Below are 16,169 nucleotides of genomic sequence, written 5' to 3'. Positions count from 1 at the left end.
ATAAAATCGTCATTAACACCCTGCGGTCAATATTCGAAGTTCAGCAAGCATGTTATAGTTACTGCTATATTCAGGCAAGTGACGCCATCAGTTAATTCGAGTAAAAAATATGTTTTGTGTGATCTACAGAAGCCCGCAGCGTGACCAGACTTATCTTTATGTTGAAAAAAAAGACGATTTTTCTCGTGTGCCAGAAGAATTGCTCCGTGGCTTCGGCAAACCCCAGCTATCTATGGTGCTGTCGCTGGAAAAACGCGACAAACTGGCGGGTGCAGATATCAATAAAGTTAAGCAGGCATTGAGCGATCAGGGCTATTATTTACAATTGCCACCGCCGCCGGAAAGTCTGTTGAACATACATCTTCAGCAAAACAAAAAAGATTAATTCGGATTCATCTGTAAATATATCCAGATTTAATCATCAGCGTGGTCGCTTTATTTATTTGCCTGTGGCTAACCCTTAATTGCAGGCAATATCAACCACCCATGGCGATATCGATTAACGTCTTTTGACAATTTACGCACACTCCTTAGCCACAAAGCAGCTTAATATATTGACCCTCAGCCTGCCGCGTTCCGGCACTGAAGCAGACACAACGCGCCAGCTCAACTGGCGTCATACTCAAATCAAAGCAGGGGAATAGCATGTATCAGCATCGTAACTGGCAGGGCGCTCTGTTGGATTATCCGGCCAGCAAAGTGGTCTGTGTTGGCAGCAACTATGCTAATCATATCAAGGAGATGGGAAGTGCAACGCCTGACGAGCCGGTGGTGTTTATCAAACCGGAAACCGCACTGTGCGATCTGCGTCAGCCGCTGTCCATTCCGGGCAATTTTGGTGAAGTGCATCATGAAGTTGAACTGGCCGTGCTGATCGGCGCGACGCTGAAGCAGGCGAGCGAAGAACATGTGGCGAAAGCTATTGCCGGTTATGGTGTGGCACTGGACCTGACGCTGCGTGATGTGCAGGCCGGTCTGAAGAAAACAGGCCGTCCGTGGGAGAAATCCAAAGGTTTTGACAACTCCTGTCCGCTGTCTGGTTTTATCCCGGTCTCTGAATTCAGTGGCGATCCGCAGAACACGGAGTTAAAGCTGGTGGTGAACGGTGAAGTGCGCCAGCATGGCACCACCGCTGACATGATCCACAAAATTCTGCCGCTGATTGCCTACATGAGCCAGTATTTTACCCTGCGTGCAGGCGACGTGGTGCTCACCGGTACCCCGGAAGGGGTGGGACCAATGCGTTCCGGCGATAAGCTGGAAATCTCCCTCGCTGGCCACGGTATTACCACTCGCGTACTGTAAAACTTGCATCGCCGCACCTGAACCTTGTATAAGGTGCGGTCTTTACGTTAATCCGGACCGCCACCATGACCGAACAGCCTTTCTGGCAGACAAAACGCCTTGACCAAATGAACGACGCCGAGTGGGAATCGCTGTGCGACGGCTGTGGTCAGTGCTGCCTGAATAAACTGCAGGATGCGGACACCGATGAAATTTACTTCACTAACGTGGCCTGTAACCAGCTCAATATCAAAACCTGCCAGTGCCGTAACTACGAACGGCGGTTCGAGTATGAAGAAGACTGTATCAAGCTGACGCGGGAAAATCTCACCACCTTCAACTGGCTGCCGCGTACCTGTGCGTATCGCTTACTGGGGGAAGGGAAAGCCTTGCCCGCCTGGCATCCGCTGATTGCGGGTTCGAAGAAAGCGATGCATGCGCAGCGCATTTCAGTGCGGTTTATCGCGGTGCGTGAGAGCGAAGTGAGAGACTGGGAAGAACATATTATTGATCGGCCTGATCGCCATGGCTGAGAAAAAACAGGCAGCGCAGGCTGCCTGTTTTATGTTGTTTAGCGACCAAACAAATCGCGGCGTTTGGCTTTAAACGGCTGAGCAATCAGCACCAGCACGGCAACCAGCAGATAGGCACCGAAAGTCACGATCAGCCACTGCGGCATACTCCAGGTAAGGAAAGTCCAGCCCAGCTCAGAACAGTCACCATGCGCCACAAATACGGCCGGTAACCATTTATCCAGTGGCAGCCAGCTCGGGAAACGTGCGGCAAAATCACAGGTGACAAACGGATTCGGGTGCAGCTGGATCATGGTGTGCTCCCAGGAGAGTCTTAACCCCTCAATCGCACTGTAAAGCCAGATCAGCAACGCCACCCAGCGCAGCGGCGTTTTCGGTGCGATGGCACCGACAATACCCGCGCCCATCACGCCAAACAGCGCGCAACGTTCATAAATGCACATGACGCAGGGTTGTAGCCCCATTACGTGCTGGAAAAAGAGTGCAGTCAGTTCAAGAGCCAGTGCCGTCAGTGCCAACAATAACCAGGCTCCGCGTCCCCGCGAACATTGGTTCAAATATCGCAACATAGTGCTGTTCCTGTAGTCGTTAATGCATCGCAGTGTAAACCAAAAGCGCGTGCGTGCCAGCCTGGACGCGGGAAAAAATCATGTAGAAAAATGACTTATCCTGATCCAGGCCAAAAAACCTCAGAGTTGTGCGGCGCTAAGCCAACCCTGTTGCATGAAATAATCTGTCACAGGCACCAGCCACTCATTAATGCAGAAAAAACCAACCAGTGACAGCACCAGGGTAAAGGGTAAAGCCATCCACACCATGCGACCATAAGAAAGGCGGATCAGCGGAGCAAGAGCCGAGGTGAGCAGAAACAGAAATGCCGCCTGCCCGTTAGGCGTCGCCACAGAAGGCAGATTCGTTCCGGTGTTAGTCGCGACAGCCAGTAATTCAAACTGACGCAGGTCAATGACGCCGCTCTGGAAGGCATGTTTCGCTTCATTGATATACACAGAACCGACGAAAACGTTATCGGAAATCGACGACAGCAGGCCATTAAACACATAAAACCAACTGAGCTGGGATGCCGGGTCGGCCTGTAATACAAAATGGATCAATGGCTGGAACAGCTGTTGTTCAATGATCACGGCCACAATGGCAAAGAAAACCGCCAGCAACGCAGTAAAGGGCAGGGCTTCGGTAAACGCCTGACCCAACGCGTGTTCATCGGTGACGCCGCAGAGTGACGTGGCAAGGATAATCACCGAAAGGCCGATAAGTCCCACTTCCGCCAGATGAAAAGCCAGCGCGATAATCAGCCAGACGCCAATCAGCGCCTGTACCCCGAGTTTTAGAGTTTCCTGTCGGGTGCGCTGTGCACTGGCCTGGCGATCGCTGTCTAGCAAAATGGTACGAACCGCATCCGGCAACGTTTCACCGTAGCCAAATAAGCGGAAACGCTCCACCAGCATGCTGGTGGCAATACCGCACAGCAGCACGGGAACGGTGACCGGTGCCATACGCAGGAAGAACTCGCTGAAGTTCCAGCCTGCTGCGTGGGCAATGATCAGATTCTGTGGCTCACCTACCATCGTCATCACCCCACCGAGGGCGGTACCCACACCAGCCTGCATCATCAGGCTGCGCAAAAAAGCACGGAATTTTTCCAGCGTTGCGCGCGCTTCATCATGCTGGCCAGAATTAGCGGACGCTACACGGTGATAAATCTCGTAAAAACCCATCGCTACGCTGATGACCACAGCCAGCACGGTCAGCGCATCGAGAAAGGCTGAGAGAAATGCGGCGGCGAGACAGAAGGTCAACCCGAGTAGCACCTTGCTACGTATCGACAGCAATATTCGGGTGAAAACGAACAACAGTAGTTGTTTCATAAAGAAGATGCCTGCCACCATAAAAATCAGCAGCAGTAACACTTCAATATTCCCCGCCAGCTCGGCTTTCACCTGATCGGCAGTGGTCATACCGATGGCAATCGCTTCAATGGCCAGCAAACCACCGGGTAACAGAGGATGGCATTTTAACGCCATGCCAAGGGTAAAAATAAATTCCGCCACCAGTAACCAGCCTGCAAAAAACGGGCTGATAAACAGGAAAATCAGCGGATTGATCACCAGAAAAGCAATGAGGGTAAGTTTGTACCATTCGGGCGACTGCCCAAGAAAATTGCGCCTGAATGCCTGCGCATAGCTGAGTTCCATCGACTCTCCCTGAGGTAAATCTTTGATGTTGAAATTTGCGGCAGCGCGCGCTTTTAATCTGTTGCCAGGCTATATCCGCTATAGCCCCTCTGGTATGATGAGTCCAATTACGACAAAGAAAGCAACGAGAAATAAATGCTATGGTGATTAAGGCGCAAAGCCCTGCAGGATTTGCTGAAGAGTACATTATTGAAAGCATCTGGAACAGTCGTTTTCCGCCGGGATCAATTCTGCCTGCCGAACGTGAGCTTTCTGAACTGATCGGTGTAACCCGTACCACGCTGCGCGAGGTATTGCAGCGCCTGGCTCGTGATGGCTGGTTAACTATCCAGCACGGTAAACCGACGCGTGTGAATGATTTCTGGGAAACCTCTGGTTTAAATATTTTGGAAACGCTGGCGCGTCTCGATCACGACAGCGTGCCACAGTTGATTGATAATCTGCTGTCAGTGCGCACCAACATCGCATCGATCTTTATCAGCCGTGCCCTGCGTCATCACCCGGACAAGGCGCGTGACGTGCTGGAAACGGCGCTCAGTTCCGATGACCAGGCCGAGGCATACACCGAGCTGGATTATCGGGTGTTCCGTGGTCTGGCTTTTGCTTCTGGTAACCCGATCTATGGTCTGATCCTTAATGGTCTGAAAGGTTTGTATACCCGCGTGGGTCGTCATTACTTCTCTAACCCGGAAGCACGCGAATTAGCTCGCAGCTTTTATCAGCAGCTGGCTAACCTGTGCGGCGTGGTGCCGACGCAGGAACAGATTGTGGATTGCGTGCGTGATTATGGTCGTCGTAGTGGTGAAATCTGGCATGGCATGCAGAAAAGTATGCCGGAGGATTTGGGCAGCAAGCGCTAACCCATGCTTCAGTTAAAAAAACGCCATCGGATTGATGGCGTTTTTCGTTATCTCACAGTGCCGGGCCGCGTGCCGGACTGCGATCCAGCAGCTCAACGCTGCCATCTTCATTCTGTTGTTCAAGAATCACGTCAAAGCCCCACAGCCGATGTACATGTTTCAGCACTTCGCGACGGCTTTTATCCAGCGGTGCACGCTGCTGCGGGACATAGCGCAGCGTCAGCGAACGATCGCCGCGCAGGTCAACATTGTAAACCTGGATATTAGGTTCCAGATTGCTCAGGTTGTATTGTGCAGACAGCTGCTGACGAATGGCACGATAACCTGCTTCATCATGGATGGCGGCGATCTCCAGATAATTGTTGCGATCATCATCCAGCACGGTAAACAGGCGGAAATCGCGCATCACCTTCGGCGACAGGAACTGGCTGATAAAGCTCTCGTCTTTAAACTCCCGCATGGCGAAATGCAGCGTTTTCAGCCAGTCGGATCCGGCGATGTCCGGGAACCAGTAGCGATCCTCTTCGGTCGGTGACTGACAAATACGCTTGATGTCCTGGAACATGGCGAATCCCAGTGCGTAGGGGTTGATGCCGTTGTACCACGGACTATTGTAAGGCGGCTGGAACACCACGTTGGTGTGGCTGTGCAGGAACTCCATCATAAAACGTTCCGACACTTTCCCCTCGTCATAAAGATGATTGAGGATGGTGTAATGCCAGAACGTGGCCCAGCCTTCGTTCATCACCTGAGTTTGTTTCTGCGGATAAAAATACTGGCTGACTTTGCGCACAATACGCAACACTTCACGCTGCCACGATTCCAGCAACGGTGCATTTTTCTCCATAAAATACAGCAGGTTTTCCTGTGGCTCAGAAGGATAGCGGGCCGCTTCAATATGCACCGACTCCTTCTCTTTACGCGGCAGAGTGCGCCACAAGGTATTCACCTGGCTTTGCAGGTACTCTTCACGGCTTTTCTGCCGGGCTTTCTCCTCCTGCAGCGAGATTTTTTGCGGACGTTTATAACGATCGACACCGTAATTCATCAACGCATGGCAGGAGTCCAGCAGGCGTTCCACCTCTTCAACGCCGTAGCGTTCTTCGCAGTCGGTAATGTAATTGCGGGCAAATAGCAGGTAATCGACAATTGAGCTGGCATCGGTCCAGCTGCGGAACAGGTAATTATTTTTGAAGAAGGAGTTATGACCGTAACAGGCGTGCGCCATCACCAGCGCCTGCATCGTCATGGTGTTTTCTTCCATCAGATAGGCGATACAGGGGTTAGAGTTAATCACGATCTCATAAGCCAGACCCTGCTGGCCGTGCTTATATCGTTGCTCAGTCTCAATGAATTTCTTGCCGAAGGACCAGTGGGCGTAATTGATCGGCATACCCACGCTGGAGTAAGCATCCATCATCTGTTCAGAGGTAATGACTTCGATTTGGTGCGGGTAAGTATCCAGCCCGTAGAGTTTGGCTACGCGGTCAATTTCCGCCAGATAGACATCGAGCAGTTCGAATGTCCAGTCAGGTCCGTCACTGAGTCGTTTACTGTTCCTGGTTGGCTCGTCAAAGATTGTCGTCATAGCGCACCTCTGTTTTGCAGAGTGGCAGGTAACGGAATGTCACCTGTCACGAACGTTTAAGGCTTCATCCTGAGAAAGACAGCCCAAAAAAACTGAGCGAACACATCAATGATAGTCCACTGTCGCTTATCCGAAACCGGAACTCAAACGAATTCTTTTGGCACAAAATCATTCAATTAAACCCCGCAGATGATTTCGTAAACCCAAATATCAATAATGTTCCAATTATCAGAATAAAATTCTGTTTATAAGTGCATTATATGACTGCGGCGCTTTCTCCTGAAAAAAGAGAAAATCACTGGATGGCGCATCATAAATTGCTGGTTAATGATTTTTTAGCATAAAAAATCCTGATTTTGCCGTGTGGGCATGATTTTAGTTACCAGAATGGTAAAAAACATGTGAAATGTCATGGTCAGATGAGAGGTTTTATCAGGTGTCTGGTTATGCTGTGCCGGGCGAATTATGTGGTCAATTATGCTTTTGTTGGGGTGGCGGGGGTCTTATGCGCGTAGTGATTCTGGGAAGTGGGGTGGTCGGCGTCGCAAGCGCCTGGTATCTGGCGCAGGCCGGACATGAGGTTACCGTCATTGATCGTCAGCCGGGTGCGGCACTGGAAACCAGTGCAGGCAACGCCGGACAGATTTCACCCGGCTATGCTGCCCCCTGGGCTGCTCCCGGTGTGCCGCTAAAAGCGGTTAAATGGATGTTCCAGCGTCACGCGCCGTTAGCTGTCCGCCTTGACGGCAGCCGCTTCCAGTTGGAGTGGATGTGGAACATGTTGCGTAACTGCGATATGCGTCATTATCAGGAAAACAAAAGCCGCATGGTGCGTATCGCCGAATACAGCCGTGATTGTCTGAAAGCGTTGCGGGAGTCAACCGGCATTGCTTACGAAGGGCGTCAGGGCGGTACGTTGCAGCTGTTTCGTACCCGACAGCAGTTCGACAGTGCCAGCAAAGATATCGCCGTGCTAAAAGAAGCAGGCGTGCCTTATGAATTGCTGGAGTCACATCAGCTGGCGAGTGCAGAGCCTGCACTGGCGGCGACAGCGCATAAGCTGACAGGCGGTTTACGTCTGCCGAATGATGAAACCGGTGATTGCCAGTTGTTTACCCAGCGTCTGGCTGAGATGGCCAAAGCCGCGGGTGTCACCTTCCGCTTCGATACCCCGGTTGATCACCTGCTGCGTGAAGGCAACCGTATTTACGGCGTGAAGTGCGGCGATGAAGTGATCAAAGCCGATGCTTACGTGGTGGCGTTTGGTTCATACTCCACCGCGCTGTTGAAAGATATTGTCTCTATCCCGGTTTATCCCCTGAAAGGCTACTCCCTGACTATCCCGATTAAAAATCCGGACGCCGCACCGGTTTCCACCATTCTTGATGAAACCTATAAAGTCGCCGTGACGCGGTTTGATGATCGCATCCGGGTGGGTGGTATGGCGGAAATTGTTGGTTTTAACACCAAACTGTTACCGGCACGACGTGAAACGCTGGAGATGGTGGTCAGCGATCTCTATCCTGAAGGCGGTTATGTTGAACAGGCCACTTTCTGGAGCGGATTGCGCCCGATGACGCCGGACGGTACACCGATTGTTGGACGTACGCCGCTCTCCAACCTCTATCTCAACACCGGTCACGGTACGCTGGGATGGACCATGGCCTGTGGTTCCGGTCAGCTGCTGGCCGATCTGATTTCCGGCCAGAAACCGGCTATCGCCTTTGACGATTTGTCTGTATTGCGTTATTTGCCGGGTTTTGAGCCAAACACTTCGCCGCTGCGTAATGCTAACGTAGCGCGCTGAGCATTCAGGGAGAGCAAGAGTATGTCACGTCCTATTGTCGCCACCGTTAATCAACAGGCGCTGCGACATAATCTGGCCGTCGTTCGTCAGGCGGCGCCATCGTCACGCGTCTGGTCGGTGGTAAAGGCTAATGCTTACGGGCATGGTATCCGTCGTGTCTGGCAGAGCCTGGCGGAGACCGATGGTTTCGCGTTGCTGAATATGGAAGAAGCCATCCTGTTACGCGAACAGGGCTGGAAAAAACCGATTTTGCTGCTGGAAGGTTTCTTCCATCCCGAGGATCTGCAACTGATTGACCGCTATCGTCTGACCACCAGCGTACACAGTAACTGGCAAATCCAGGCGCTGACGCAGGCGCAGCTATCAGCCCCGGTTGATATCTACGTCAAAGTGAACAGCGGCATGAACCGTCTGGGTTTCCGCCCGGAGCAGGTTAACGCGGTGTGGCAGGCTCTGCGCGCACTGCCGAATGTGGCTGAGATGACGCTGATGGCACATTTTGCCGATGCGGAAAACCCGCAGGGACTGATCGAACCGATGAAATGCATCGAGCAGGCGGCAGAAGGGCTGCAATGCCCGCGGTCGTTGTCGAACTCGGCAGCGACATTGTGGCATCCGGAAGCGCATTTTGACTGGGTTCGTCCGGGTATCGTGCTGTATGGTGCCTCACCAAGTGGCAACTGGCAGGATATCGCCAGTACCGGGCTGCAACCGGTGATGACACTGACCAGTGAAATCATCGGTGTTCAGCAGTTGCAGGCGGGGGATGGTGTGGGATACGGCTATCGCTACCATGCGTCAGCTGCACAGCGTATTGGGGTAGTAGCCTGTGGCTATGCTGATGGCTATCCGCGTCATGCGCCAACCGGCACGCCGGTGTCGGTCGATGGCGTGAGAACCCGCACCCTCGGTGCCATCTCCATGGATATGATGATGATTGATTTGGAGCCCTGCCCGCAGGCTGGCATTGGTTCGAAAGTGGAGCTGTGGGGCGAGCAGGTGAAAATCGACGACGTGGCCAAAGCAGCCGGAACGGTGGGCTACGAGTTGATGTGTGCCCTGGCACCACGCGTTCCGGTGGAAATCATTTAACCGCAGTCAGAGAACCGTGCATTCCTTTACTGCAGCGCCAGGCGATCAGCGCCAGCGCTGCACCAATCAGCATCATTAATGCCAGCGCAGATTTTTCTGCCAGCGGGAAGGCAACCACCAGCAGGCTGCCACCCGCACCGCATGCCATCTGAATAAATCCCTGTAACGCAGAGGCGACACCAGCCTGCTGTTGATATGGTTCCAGCGCATAGCTGGTGGCTGGTCCAACGGTGAACGCCAGGCCAGCGACCGAGATCGCCACCGGGATCATGTACAGCGACCAGTGGGTTTGCCAGCTAGCCGGCAACAACACCATGCCTGCTGTCAGCAGCAGCGCGCCGACCAGCATCGCCACAAAACCCATCGCCAGGCAGAAAGGGCGTCCGGCTTTGCGAATGGTTTTGTTGACAAAAGCACTGACCAGCATGATCCAGAAACCATTGGCACCAAAGGCAAAGGAGAACTGGAGCGGCGTAAGTCCTCCTTCCGTCATCAGTACATGGGGTGCCAGCGAGACATAGGTCAGTACCATGCCGAGTGCTCCGGCATTGGCAAAGGCAAAAGCAAGAAAACGCGGTTCACGCGCGATGGCGAGATATTGTGCCAGCGGCAATCCGGCAACGCGCAAAGTATTTGCCGGACGAGTCTCAGGCAGCCACAGCAGCACGACCAACGTAAGCACAACAGCGTAAATGCACAGGAACCAGAAAGGCGCGCGCCAGCCAAAGGCATCCGCCAGCAATCCCCCCAGCAATGGGGCCAGCGCCGGGACAATATTCAGTGCGCCATTCAGGAAACCGTAAGCGCGTGCGGCGGCTTCACCGCTGAGGCGATCGCGCACACCGCTGAAAGCCACCACTGCCGTGCAACACACTGCACAGCCCTGAATTAATCGCGCCAGCATGAACATCGGCCAGACGGTCGCGGTCGCAGCGACCGCACTGCCGATGATGTACAGCGCCAGGCCAATCAGGGCGATAGGTTTACGGCCAAAGTTATCCACCAGCGGGCCGGTGATCAACTGACCCAACCCCATCACCAGCAGAAACAGCGGGATGGTGGTTTGAATCAGGCTGACCGGGCTGTCCAGCCCTTCAGCAATTTGCGGTAACGTCGGAAGATAAAGATCAATGCCGAGCGGTGCCAGTAGCACCAGGCTTAAGAGCAGTAGGGTAAATTTTTGCATTAGGAACCAGAAACGTCCTGTTAATTGAGCGGGAAGGGTAATGATTAAGCGGAAAAAAAGAAAGGGGTAAAAAGAGAAAAGGCGATGTCTGCCAGACTGCAACAGACATCGCGTCGAGGGTATTAGTATGCGCCGTCGCGACGCAGCACGACGCCTGCGGTTTTGAACAAAATGGCGATGTCCGTCCACAGCGCCCAGTTCTTCACGTACCAGGAGTCGAAATAGACGCGGGTGTCGTAATCGATATCGTTACGGCCACTGACCTGCCACAGCCCGGTCATACCTGGTTTAGCCATCAGGTAGTAATCCACATCCCCCGCATAGCGTTCCAGCTCAGCCTCAATCACCGGGCGTGGCCCCACCAGACTCATTTCACCGCGAATCACGTTCCACAACTGCGGCAGCTCATCAAGACTGGTTTTACGCAGGAAGCCACCAATTTTGGTGATGCGTGGATCATTCTTCAGTTTGAAATCCCGATCCCATTCAGCCCGGGCTTCCTCGCTGGTGGCGAGTAGGTTTTGCAGCACTTCCTGTGAGTTGGTCACCATCGATCGGAATTTCAGGCATTTAAACTTTTTGCCTTCAAAACCGACGCGCTCATGACCGTAGATGGCATTCCCGCCATCACGTTTCACCATCCAGCACAGCAGGCCGAAAACCGGGGCCAGGAACAGCAGCAGCAGCGAAGCCACCACGATATCAAAGGTCCGTTTCAGGAAGCGCGAAGATCGTTTAGCCAGATTGTTGCTGACGCGCAGAATCATCACTTCATGGCTGAAAATAAATGACATGTCGGTGCCATACAGCGGCACGCCGCGCAGCGTCGGAATGACGGATACCGAACGACACTGCATTTTTGACAGGAACTTCAGCCATTTATCACGCACCACCTGCTGCTCAAACTCGGTGGCGACGATAAATTGGGTGTTATCGCGGTCCATGGTTTGCCAGTTAATATCTTCCCAGGTGATGACCGGAACGCCATTGACACTTTCCGGGCGTTTATCATCCTCAAGTGCAATAAACGCCTGCACGTTGTAGCCAAGAATTTCTTCACTTTGCAGGGCCGCGTAGGCTTCCATGGCATTTTTACCGGAACCAATGATGATGGTCTCTTTTTGCCATTGCCCGGCGCGGTTGATGGCGCGTTTGACCCCGGCACGCATCAGTGGCAGCAGCAGCAGGGCATAGCTCCAGCTGAACACCCACACCATGCGGGAGAAGTCCCATTTCGAGAAGGCGATCAGCGCCAGGTCGAGCAATGAGAACACAAACAGCGTTTTGACGATCTCTTTCAACTCAAACCAGAAAGGCTTGCGATAAGTGTAATGACGTAAGCGCACCCAAAACCACAGCGTGCAAAGAAGTGACAGACCCAACTGGGCAATAAAACGATATTCAATCTGTTGTGGAGGAATAAAGCTGTCCAGTTCTCCCCAAATACCCTGGACGGTGGCGGCAGACAAAAAAAGTGCCAGATTTAATGCAATTAAATCAGAAATACTTAGGGCAACCTTCGCAATAAGATTTTTTCGCAAGCCGCTCCATGAGCGGGCTGCATTGTTCAATACCAATGTACTTGCCATAAAACCTGCTCTCTTTTCTTCAGTAAAAGATGGCCTGACCAGAATCAAGTACGCGTTCAGGTGTGAATCGCTGAATAGGGAAAGATATGATTTCTCAGCGAAATGTGAGTCGGTGCTGCCATTAGCGTTGCGCTTTAAAAGACCGCTAAAAACGTGATTATTGTCACAATATTCTGTAGCGGTGTTAAAGATTATGCAGGAGTTATCTGACGGAGTTAATATGGAAATAGTCTGAAAAGGAAAGAAATGCCTGGTGCGGAAGTGATATAACCTGATGAATGTATGTAATAAAATATAAAAATTATCCTATATAACGCCTTATTTTGAGACTGTTTTTAGGAATAACCGCCATTCGCAGCGGATGGCGGTAAATAAAATGACTCAGGCGGGTTTCTTTAGTACCCAGCGGTCTTGTTGCTTATCGTAGTGGCCAATTTCCAGATCGACGGGTTCGCCATCGATCCAGGCCGGCACACTGGTTTCATGATCCCAGCCGTCAAGCTGATAGCTCAGGCCGGGGTTAGTCAGGCAGGGGATACTGACGGTGTCGGGTTTCTCGGCGTTCAGTTCCGCATCAATGATTTCGTAACGACCAATCTTAACCACATGTCCCATAGGAATCTCCCGTTTGCACTGGGTGGAACTGTGATCATAGTCGTTCTGGCTCGGTTTACGAGTGGTCTGGACTCGGATTATTCCTTCTCTTCCGCCGGACGTACCCCAATCTTCAGAATGTGATTGTCTTCTTTCTCCGCCACCGTCCAGGTCAGCTGGTTCCATTCAACCTGGTCACCAACCACTGGCGTGCTGCCCAGCAGGGACATCACCAGCTGGCCGAGGGATTGCTGATCGTTAGTCTCTTCATCAAGATCCAGCCCGTAAATCTGCGCGACATCGCGCAGCCGTGCATCGGCATCCAGAATAAAGTCACCAAAGAAGCGCTGGTCGAGCGCCACCGGTGGCGACTGACTGAACATTTTGCCGAGGGCGGGCAGATCACGCTCGCGACCAATCACGCACAGCACATCTCCCTCTTTGAGCCGCGTACTGCCATTGGGATGCATCAGCACATTGTCACGAAACAGCGCGGCGATACGGGTTTCACGCGGCATCTGCAAATCACGTAGCGCGGCACCGATACACCATTTGTCGGCGCTGAGTTGATAGACAAATTGTTCCCACGGGTTTTCCGGATGAATATCCAGACCGACACGGCTAATCGGGGAGGCGGTCGGCGGGACCACCACTTTGGCTTTCCGCGCGGCAAAGCCCAGAGAGGTGCCCTGCAGCATCAGTGACACCAGCACCACAAAGAAGGCGATGTTGAAGTAAAGCGAGGAATTCTCCAGCCCGGCCATCATCGGAAATACCGCGAGGATGATGGGAACCGCGCCACGCAGCCCGACCCAACTGATAAAGATGCGTTCGCGGCCGGTAAAACCTTTAAACGGCAATAATCCCACCAGAATCGACAGCGGGCGTGCCACCAGAATCAGCCACAATGACAGCAGCATCGCCGGAATGGCGATATGCCAGAGATCCGAAGGGGTGACCAGCAGGCCCAACACGATAAACATGCCAATCTGGCTCAGCCACGCCATACCATCGAAAGTTTGCAGAATGCCATGCCGGTTGCGAATCGGGCTATTGCCCAGCAGGAAGCCACACAGGTAAACCGCCAGAATCCCACTGCCTTCCATCACCGTGGTCAGTGCGAACACAATGATCCCGCCACTCAGCGCCAGTAGCGGATACAGCCCCTGTGCCAGGTTGATGCGGTTGATCAGCTGTTGCAGCGCCCAGCCACCACCCAGTCCGAGCACAATTCCCAGACCAAACTGCTGCACCAGATGCACCACAAACATCCAACTCAGACCGCTTTGACCCTGCTGAATCATGTCGATCAGGGTGATGGTCAGAAACACCGCCATCGGGTCATTGCTGCCTGATTCAATCTCCAGTGTGGCGCTGACGCGTTCGTTCAGGCCCTTATCGCCCAGCAGGGAAAAGACCGCTGCGGCGTCGGTGGAGCCGATAATGGCACCTATCAGAAAGCCCTGCATCAAATCGAGATGGAATAGCCAGGCGGCGGCCAGTCCGGTCAGACCGGCGGTGATCATCACTCCTACCGTTGCCAGCGACAGCGCCGGACCCAGCGCGACCTTAAACGAGCTGGCTTTGGTACGCATTCCACCGTCGAGCAGGATGATCGCCAGCGCCAGGTTCGACACCAGATAAGCGACCGGATAGTTATCAAAAGCGATACCGCCGATACCATCAACCCCTGTCAGCATCCCCAGCGCGAGGAAGATCACCAGAATCGGGATACCAAGGCGTGATGAGAAGGAGCTAAGCAGAATACTTGCCGCTACCAGCACTGAACCAATAATGAACAAACTGTAAACCATGCTGGCATTCAACGGCATTCTCCTGCGGCGGGTGGCAAATCAGATGTAGTGTGTAAGTTTCACACGGATGAAGACAAAAGATAATGCCTTATCAATAGCTTGTCAGCGCAAAATTACACATTTTTTAATATCGGCAGGTGTTGGGGCATCTGTAGTTAAATTTGTCGGCAAAATCAGCATCGTCTGGCGGGAATGTAGCGGTTGCGGGAAAGAAAAAGCCGGTCAGCGACCGGCTATGCTTATCAGGCTTCTGCCACCTGCTTGTGGAAAAGTTCTCTAAATACCGGGTAAATATCTTCCGGCTCGCGGATGTGCTGAATCGCGAAGTTATCGAACATTGCCTGCAAATGCTCATACTCACGCCACAAGGTTTGATGGGCGCGGCGGGTGATCTCGATATAACTGTAATAACGCACCACCGGCAGAATGTTCTTCGCCAGAATCTCGTGGCACAACGGGGAGTCATCGGCCCAGTTATCGCCATCCGAGGCCTGCGCGGCATAGATATTCCATTGCGCCGGGTCGTAACGTTCTTTCACTACCTCGTCCATCAACTTCAGGGCGCTGGATACGATAGTACCGCCGGTCTCCTGCGAGTAGAAAAACTCCTGTTCATCCACTTCTTTTGCCTGGGTGTGATGGCGGATGTATACCACATCGACGTTTTTATAGGTTCGGCTCAGGAACAGATAGAGCAGAATGTAAAAACGCTTCGCCATGTCTTTGGTGGCCTGATCCATGGAGCCAGAAACGTCCATCAGACAAAACATGACCGCCTGGCTGGAAGGCTCAGGACGTTTCTCGAAATTTTTGTAACGCAGATCGAAGGTGTCAATAAACGGCACGCGTTCGATGCGCGCGCGTAACTCCGCGATCTCTTTGCGCAGTCGCTCCTCTTCCAGCAGCTGCGCAGGCTCGGTTTTTTCCACCTCGCTGAGTGTGGCTTCCAGTTCATGCAGCATTCGGCGTTTACCCGCCGTCATGGCAGTACGACGTGCCAGAGAATTCTGCAACGAACGCACCACGCTGATATTGGCCGGAACCCCATTGGAAGTGAAACCTGCCCGATGGGTTTTGTATTCGTTCAACTGGCGATGCTGATTTTTACGCAGGTTAGGTAGCGCAAGATCTTCAAACAGTAAGTCAAGATATTCATCTTTCGAAATCTGGAAGACGAACTCATCCTGGCCTTCACCATCCTGACTGGCATTGCCCTGACCGGCTCCGCCACCGCCACCGCCGCCCTGCGGGCGCTCGACGCGGTCATTCTGGACAAAATGATCGTTACCGGGATGGACGCGATGGCGGCTGCCGCCTCGGCCCTGATGGAAAATCGGTTCGTTGATGTCGTCAATTGGAATGGAGACGGACTCGCCGCTTTCCACGTCGGTAACCGAACGCTTGTTGATGGCCTCGGAGATCGACTGCTTGATTTGCGACTTGTAACGGCGCAGAAAGCGCTGCCGATTGACTGCGCTTTTATTCTTGCCGTTCAGACGCCGATCGATGAAATAGGCCATAAAGTTCCCCCAAACTACAGTGCAAGCCAGGTCGGGCGAACCCGACCTTCCTCTTCCGGCGCACCGGCGCCGTTTAGCTTACAGACCGA

14 protein-coding genes are annotated in these 16,169 nt (G+C 52.9%); 6 read left to right on the top strand and 8 right to left on the bottom strand.

The genetic code is table 11. The annotated features are described in order from the left end of the window. Positions 1-109 precede the first annotated feature (109 nt). The 3 genes from PW844_RS10800 to PW844_RS10790 all read left to right on the top strand — a co-directional run bounded on the left by PW844_RS10800 (position 110) and on the right by PW844_RS10790 (position 1,817). Positions 110-385, top strand: coding sequence for a YcgL domain-containing protein (locus PW844_RS10800; RefSeq protein WP_299451282.1), 276 nt, complete (start codon positions 110-112; stop codon positions 383-385). 260 nt (positions 386-645) lie between these two features. Continuing rightward, positions 646-1,305, top strand: coding sequence for a fumarylacetoacetate hydrolase family protein (locus tag PW844_RS10795; RefSeq protein WP_084875262.1), 660 nt, complete (start codon positions 646-648; stop codon positions 1,303-1,305). Between the two features lie 65 nt (positions 1,306-1,370). After that, positions 1,371-1,817, top strand: a complete 447-nt coding sequence (locus PW844_RS10790; RefSeq protein ID WP_299451276.1) for a YcgN family cysteine cluster protein — start codon at positions 1,371-1,373, stop codon at positions 1,815-1,817. A 38-nt stretch (positions 1,818-1,855) separates the two neighbouring features. Here PW844_RS10790 and dsbB read toward each other — a convergent pair whose 3' ends face one another. Both dsbB and nhaB read right to left on the bottom strand, forming a co-directional pair. Beyond that, positions 1,856-2,386: a disulfide bond formation protein DsbB gene (dsbB, locus tag PW844_RS10785; protein ID WP_208715330.1), complete on the bottom strand. Its 531-nt coding sequence runs from the start codon at positions 2,384-2,386 to the stop codon at positions 1,856-1,858. Between the two features lie 120 nt (positions 2,387-2,506). After that, on the bottom strand, positions 2,507-4,030 hold the full coding sequence (gene nhaB / locus PW844_RS10780) for a sodium/proton antiporter NhaB (RefSeq protein ID WP_299451269.1): 1,524 nt from the start codon (positions 4,028-4,030) through the stop codon (positions 2,507-2,509). 140 nt (positions 4,031-4,170) lie between these two features. Here nhaB and fadR point away from each other — a divergent pair, with 140 nt between their 5' ends. Further along, positions 4,171-4,890 (top strand): fatty acid metabolism transcriptional regulator FadR, encoded by a 720-nt coding sequence (gene fadR, locus PW844_RS10775; RefSeq protein WP_084875254.1) that lies wholly within the window; start codon positions 4,171-4,173, stop codon positions 4,888-4,890. Positions 4,891-4,942: 52 nt separating this feature from the next. On the opposite strand, the gene PW844_RS10770 is transcribed toward fadR, so the two are convergent. Then, a complete protein-coding gene (locus PW844_RS10770; RefSeq protein WP_084875252.1) occupies positions 4,943-6,478 on the bottom strand; it encodes a SpoVR family protein in 1,536 nt (511 codons plus the stop codon). A gap of 505 nt (positions 6,479-6,983) precedes the next feature. On the opposite strand from PW844_RS10770, the gene PW844_RS10765 reads away from it, so the two are divergent. Then, complete coding sequence (locus tag PW844_RS10765; protein ID WP_084875250.1) at positions 6,984-8,285, top strand: D-amino acid dehydrogenase; 1,302 nt, start codon at positions 6,984-6,986, stop codon at positions 8,283-8,285. 21 nt (positions 8,286-8,306) lie between these two features. Then, positions 8,307-9,377, top strand: a complete 1,071-nt coding sequence (gene dadX / locus PW844_RS10760) for a catabolic alanine racemase DadX (protein WP_299451258.1) — start codon at positions 8,307-8,309, stop codon at positions 9,375-9,377. Here the strand turns inward: dadX and PW844_RS10755 are convergent. The 5 genes from PW844_RS10755 to PW844_RS10735 form a co-directional block, all read right to left on the bottom strand. After that, entirely contained in the window at positions 9,370-10,563 is a 1,194-nt protein-coding gene (locus PW844_RS10755) for a multidrug effflux MFS transporter (protein ID WP_299451255.1), read from the bottom strand. The two genes, dadX and PW844_RS10755, sit on opposite strands and share 8 nt — an antisense overlap. 122 nt (positions 10,564-10,685) lie before the next feature. Then, on the bottom strand, positions 10,686-12,152 hold the full coding sequence (gene wbaP, locus PW844_RS10750; protein WP_299451252.1) for an undecaprenyl-phosphate galactose phosphotransferase WbaP: 1,467 nt from the start codon (positions 12,150-12,152) through the stop codon (positions 10,686-10,688). Between the two features lie 381 nt (positions 12,153-12,533). Further along, a complete protein-coding gene (locus tag PW844_RS10745) occupies positions 12,534-12,767 on the bottom strand; it encodes a DUF1480 family protein (RefSeq protein WP_299451249.1) in 234 nt (77 codons plus the stop codon). Positions 12,768-12,844: 77 nt separating this feature from the next. Next, positions 12,845-14,572 carry a potassium/proton antiporter gene (locus PW844_RS10740; protein WP_299451247.1) on the bottom strand — a complete coding sequence of 576 codons (1,728 nt, stop codon included), beginning with the start codon at positions 14,570-14,572 and terminating at the stop codon, positions 12,845-12,847. 230 nt (positions 14,573-14,802) lie between these two features. Next, positions 14,803-16,080 carry a YeaH/YhbH family protein gene (locus PW844_RS10735; protein WP_299451245.1) on the bottom strand — a complete coding sequence of 426 codons (1,278 nt, stop codon included), beginning with the start codon at positions 16,078-16,080 and terminating at the stop codon, positions 14,803-14,805. Positions 16,081-16,169: the final 89 nt, after the last annotated feature.

The sequence above is a fragment of the Pantoea sp. genome (genome assembly GCF_028283705.1).
Lineage (GTDB): Bacteria > Pseudomonadota > Gammaproteobacteria > Enterobacterales > Enterobacteriaceae > Pantoea.
This window is presented reverse-complemented; position numbering and strand designations above follow the sequence as displayed.